Raw genomic sequence first — 5,328 nt, forward strand, 5'->3', positions numbered from 1 at the left:
CCATGGTATCGTGCTGGTTCGATTGAAGCTAAGGAAAAACAAGACGGTGTCAATTATCGTGACTTAGCGAAGCAAGGATTTTGTACGATTACGAGTCACTATCAAGGATTGATTGACGATGACCAGGTCTACAAGTGGTTATTAAACTACGTTGAAAAGCACAACCTAAACGTGGTCTTTTTTGGCTACGATGCCATGGGAGTCAATGGTTTTATTCGTATGTTAGACAACAACACGAGTTGGCCATTGAATGCTATTCGGCAACGAACTAGCGATTTAAAAGACCCGACGAAGTTTCTACAAAAGATATTTGTAGAAAGTAATGTGACCAGGTTAAATGACCGGATTATGGAAAAAGCCTTAGTTAATGCACAAATTGTCGAAGATAAAATTGGAATTCAAGTCGATAAGAATAAAGCTACATTAAAGATTGATGTGGTTGATGCCATTATTGACGCTTTATATCAAGCCATGTGGGAATTTACTGATTATTCATTTGAGAGTGACGCTGACAGTAAGGTTAAACGTATGACTGAGGAAGACCTCATCTCCTGGATGAAGGATCCAAAGTCAGGGATGACGTAAAGAAAAGGGGTGTTATTGATGCTATTTAGTAAGCTATTTGCCGTCATTTGGCGGTATTTTGACGTGATTTGCTATGTTTTAGGCGCAGGTTTCGTTGTGATGTTTGCCTTTTACTTTGGAGTTAAGTGGGGATTGTTAGCAATTGCTCTTTCCTTATTTTTAACTGGATTTTTAAGTGAACTCCCTAATCTTAAAGGGGGTGATAAATAATGCCCGTTTTTAATTTTAGTAATAAGTCATCGGTCCAATCGATTCCGATGAGTGCTGATGATTTAGCCCATTTTCTAAGTCCAACTAACTCTGACTATGGTTATGTGAACGCTGACGAAGCTTTGCATAACTCAGATTTTTATAGTTTGATTTTCCAGTTGTCAGCAGATATGGCTCGGAGTTATTTAATTGCAGATAAACCACGAGCACAGGGTATTTTGGCACATCCAAGTACAACCGCTAATGCGCGTTCGTTTTGGCAAAGCATCTTTGCTCAGTTATTGATTAGTGGTAATGGTTATGCTTATCGTTTTCGAAATATCAATGGTACTGATTTACGTTGGGAGTACTTACGTCCCTCACAAGTTAGTGCCTTTTTATTAGGAGACGGTTCTGGTTTGGTCTATAACGTGACGTTTGATGAACCAGAAATTGGAGTAGTACAAAACATACCGGCTAACGATATGATTCATTTTCGATTGATGAGTAAGAACGGTGGAATGACTGGTGTTAGCCCGTTAACAGCTTTGGCCAATGAAATGAACATTAAAGATAAGTCCAATCAGTTGACACTTAAAGCCTTACAACAGTCAGCAATCGCTCCGGGAGTCTTGCACGAAAAAGCAGACGTTAAACTTCCAGATGAAGTCAAGTCAGCTCGTTCGAAGAAGGTTACCGAACAGCTCCAAAATGGTGTTCTTGTTATTGATGACATGGAAGAGTTTAAGCCGCTGGAGATTAAATCAAATGTGGCTGCATTACTTAACCAGGTTAATTGGACAGGTAAGCAGATTGCCAAAGTCTATGGCATGCCCAGCAGTGTGATTAACGGGACCGGTGACCAACAGTCTTCAATTGAAATGGAAAACGAAGTTTATGTTAAATCGTTATCTCGTTTTGCTGATGCTGTTACTGGTGAGTTAACCGAGAAGCTCGGTGTCAATGTCAGTATGGACTTACGTTCAGCTGTTGACCCACTGGGAGACACGTTAGCTAAAACGGTTTCTAGTCTCACGCGTGACGGTGCTTTAGCACCAAATCAAGCAGCTTACATGATGAAGCAGAGCCGCTTTACAACTGATGGATTACCAGATCCAATCTGGCCATCGAAGGGAGGTGAGACCAATGACAACGAAGAAAATTGATATTAAAGGTGAAGTGGTTAACAACGACACCGGTGACTTTGATGATTTTTTTGGCATTCAAAATTCTTGTCCTAAAAAAATATCTGATTTAATCGATAGCTTAAATGATGATGATGATATTGAACTTAATGTTGCTTCTCCTGGTGGTGATGTCTTTTCTGCAAGCGAAATGTATACCATGCTACGCAATGCAGCAAGCAAACATAATATTTCATGTAATATTGAAGGATTAGCTGCTAGTGCTGCTTCTGTGATTGCGATGGCGGCTGACACAATCAATATGTCGCCATCCAGTATGATGATGATTCATAAGTCTAGTTCTGATTTAGGTAATGTAAACGCTGATGATTTAGAGCAAATTATGAATGCTTTTAATTCAACTGATCAGATGATTGCTGGTATTTATGAAGACCGAACTGGCTTAGATGAAGCGAGTGTGCTTAAAATGATGAGCGACACAACTTTTATGAATGCTAAACAAGCAAAAGATAAAGGATTTTGCGATAACATTATGAGCTTTGAAGAAGTTCCGGCAATGTCTGATTCATTGGTAGGGCTTCCTAGTAAAGATGCTCTTAATAAATTTAAAGCACTTATTAAAAATAGTAAGAAACCTGCCATTAACAACAATCAAGAAAATAATGAGCCAACTTCTTTAAGAGAAAAGAAGCTGGCTATTTTATTAGGTAAAAATTAAGGAGGAATATTAATGAACATTAATGATTTAAACAAAAAGTGGATTGACGCTGGCAACAAAGTGGTCGACCTACAAAATGAAATGCAGACAGCATTTAACGACGATGCTAATTATGATGAAAATAAATTTGCTGAATTGAAAGCTAAGTTTGAATCAGCAAAGAAATTTCGTGATGACGCTAAGTACATGTTGGATAATGCAAAAGAAAACGAAAATCCTTCTAATGAAGGAAAACCACTTCCAAAGAACCCTGAAAACAAGGGTCTAGATGATAAAGTAAAATTTGTTAATAAATTTGTTGGCATGATGAAAGGTGATCCGAAGATTGTTAATGCCTTAAATTCTGATACAGATGATAAAGGTAACGCAATTGGGTTGACCATTCCCGTTGACCAGCAAACTCAAATCCATGAGCTAATGCGTCAATACGATTCACTTCAACCATTAGTAAATGTTGAAGCAGTTGGTACATTATCTGGTAGTCGTGTTTGGGAGAAATTCCAAGACATTACCCCACTTGGCGATTTGGACGACGAATCCGCTCAAATTGGTGATAATGACGATCCTAAATTAAGACCAATTAACTTTGTAATTCATCGATTTGCTGGTATTTCTACAATTACCAACACTCTTTTGAATGATTCTGCTGATAATTTAATGGCATTCTTAAATCAATGGATTGCAAGAAAAGTGGTAGTTACTCGTAATCAAAAGATTATTGCTGCTATTGGTACACAACCTAAGAAACCAACTATCACTAAATTTGACGACATTAAAGATGTTATGAATGTGCAATTGGATCCAGCTATTCAAAGCACTTCATCTATTATCACTAACCAATCTGGCTTTAATGTTTTGAGTAAAGTTAAAGATGCCTTTGGTCAATACTTGATTCAACCTTCTGTTACTAATCCAGCTCAAAAACAAATTGATGGCAAGAACGTGATTGTAATTGCTGACCGTTGGTTGAAAGACAATGGTAGTGCTCATCCATTTATCTTTGGAGATTTGAAGCAAGGTATCACACTCTTTGATAGAGAACAAATGACTTTGTTATCTACCAATATCGGTGCAGGTGCTTTTGAACATGACACTACTAAGGTACGTGTCATTGACCGTTTTGACGTTCAATTAACCGACGATGGTGCTTTCGTTAATGGTTCTTTCACAACGTTACCTGATCAAGTCCCAGCAGCTTCAACTTCAAACACTGGTAAATAATTATGTTTCTTTTAGACGATTATCTCGATGAACTGAAGTATACGTTAAAAATCATTGGCAACGATGATGACGAGTTACTTAAGGGTTATTTACACGCGGCCGAGATTAGAATTCAAGCTAGCATCGGAAGAGATATAAACGGATTCTATAAAAAGGAAGATGTCTTTGCTTTATACAAAGTTGCGGCATTTTCACTTACTGGGACGTTGTACACTTATCGTATCTCGAAGTCTGACACTCCTGTATCCAATGTGAATACAACGTACAACAGTATCATCTTGACTCTGAATGGGATGCATGATTTAGCTGAAGCGGAGGCGGATAAGAATGCCAAGACACTTCAAGATAAGTGATTTTAACGCGATGGCTGATTTTGGCGGAATGAAGCCGGTTCGTTCAAAGTACGGTGGCCAAGATGAAGAGTTTGTCCCAGAATTCAAGTTGTGGGCAAAGTTCAACAAACGTTCTCGTTCGTTAACGTATACCGCAATTGGAAATGATGTAGCCGACACAATTGACATTGTGGTTAAGCACGATGACCGATTGAACGATAGTTATGTTGTTAGATATAAGAATGAGAAATACCGCATTGTTGCTTACAATCCTAACGACGGTTATGATTTATCAGCGTATGACTATTTGACCTTACGCAAGATTAAGAAAGCAGGCTAATTATGGAGTTTGATGAAATGATGTCTACTTTTCAGCGGCAGGTTAATAAGTGTCTTCCGGATGAAAGCGACCAAGCTAAAATCACGAAAGCTGGAGCGGATGTGTTTGCTAAACGATTGAAAAAATCCACTCCCAGATCGAAAAATAACGATAAGAAGTATGGCCATTTGCAAGATAATGTAGTGGCTCAAAACGTCGATATTGATGGGTCCAAGAATGGTAATTCAATTGTTGGTTTTAGCAAAAAGGCTTATATAGCACGTTTCTTAAATGATGGAACGGTCAAAATGCGAGCAACTCACTTTGCTGATAATGCTCGTCGCGAAAGCAAAGACGCGATTATTGCCGCTGAGAAAGCGAAGTATCACGAAATGATAGATAGATAGGTGGTTAGCATATGGAACTACCGATTAACCAAGCGTTTGATTTAATTGAGTCTGGTAATTTCCCCTGGATTGATGAAATGTTTACTGAGAACATTCCCGAAAGTCTAGACGTTAATACGATTGCGAAAGAAAACATCGTATTGATTACGGATTTTGCGAGTGAGCCAATACTTTATGCCAACAGAGATTTTAAAGGTTGGCAAATTGGTGTGGAAGTTCAAATTTTCTACAAACTCAAAAAAGACTTCAATTATTTAAACGAAGAAATCAAACTAGCTCAGTTGTTTAAAGCAAACAACTGGCAGATTGATCAATCAAAGAATCATATTTTAGACCCTGACACGAAGCAAGTGAGTAAGGTCTTTTATTTTACCAAAAATGAAATTTTAAAGGAGAATGAAAAATGAGCGAA

9 protein-coding genes are annotated in these 5,328 nt (G+C 38.1%); all 9 read left to right on the forward strand.

Annotated elements, in window-relative coordinates:
* On the forward strand, window positions 1-585 hold a 585-nt coding region (locus tag AC6UD0_RS06905), incomplete at its 5' end, for a terminase TerL endonuclease subunit (RefSeq protein WP_500708593.1).
* Window positions 586-603: 18 nt separating this feature from the next.
* Window positions 604-795, forward strand: coding sequence for a DUF1056 family protein (locus AC6UD0_RS06910; RefSeq protein WP_500708594.1), 192 nt, complete (start codon window positions 604-606; stop codon window positions 793-795).
* Complete coding sequence (locus AC6UD0_RS06915) at window positions 795-1,940, forward strand: phage portal protein (RefSeq protein ID WP_500708596.1); 1,146 nt, start codon at window positions 795-797, stop codon at window positions 1,938-1,940. Before AC6UD0_RS06910 ends, AC6UD0_RS06915 begins: the two co-directional genes overlap by 1 nt.
* Entirely contained in the window at window positions 1,921-2,637 is a 717-nt protein-coding gene (locus AC6UD0_RS06920; protein WP_500708598.1) for a head maturation protease, ClpP-related, read from the forward strand. Before AC6UD0_RS06915 ends, AC6UD0_RS06920 begins: the two co-directional genes overlap by 20 nt.
* A gap of 12 nt (window positions 2,638-2,649) precedes the next feature.
* On the forward strand, window positions 2,650-3,858 hold the full coding sequence (locus AC6UD0_RS06925; protein ID WP_500708599.1) for a phage major capsid protein: 1,209 nt from the start codon (window positions 2,650-2,652) through the stop codon (window positions 3,856-3,858).
* Window positions 3,859-3,860: 2 nt separating this feature from the next.
* Window positions 3,861-4,211, forward strand: a complete 351-nt coding sequence (locus tag AC6UD0_RS06930; protein WP_500708600.1) for a head-tail connector protein — start codon at window positions 3,861-3,863, stop codon at window positions 4,209-4,211.
* Window positions 4,186-4,530 carry a phage head closure protein gene (locus AC6UD0_RS06935; RefSeq protein ID WP_500708602.1) on the forward strand — a complete coding sequence of 115 codons (345 nt, stop codon included), beginning with the start codon at window positions 4,186-4,188 and terminating at the stop codon, window positions 4,528-4,530. Before AC6UD0_RS06930 ends, AC6UD0_RS06935 begins: the two co-directional genes overlap by 26 nt.
* Window positions 4,531-4,532: 2 nt before the next feature.
* The gene (locus tag AC6UD0_RS06940; RefSeq protein ID WP_500708603.1) at window positions 4,533-4,916 is read left to right on the forward strand and encodes an HK97-gp10 family putative phage morphogenesis protein; all 384 of its coding nucleotides are present in this window, start codon (window positions 4,533-4,535) and stop codon (window positions 4,914-4,916) included.
* Between the two features lie 11 nt (window positions 4,917-4,927).
* Entirely contained in the window at window positions 4,928-5,323 is a 396-nt protein-coding gene (locus tag AC6UD0_RS06945) for a DUF806 family protein (RefSeq protein ID WP_500708605.1), read from the forward strand.
* The last annotated feature ends 5 nt before the right edge of the window (window positions 5,324-5,328 follow it).

The sequence above is a fragment of the Fructilactobacillus sp. X7R9C1 genome (genome assembly GCF_059901005.1).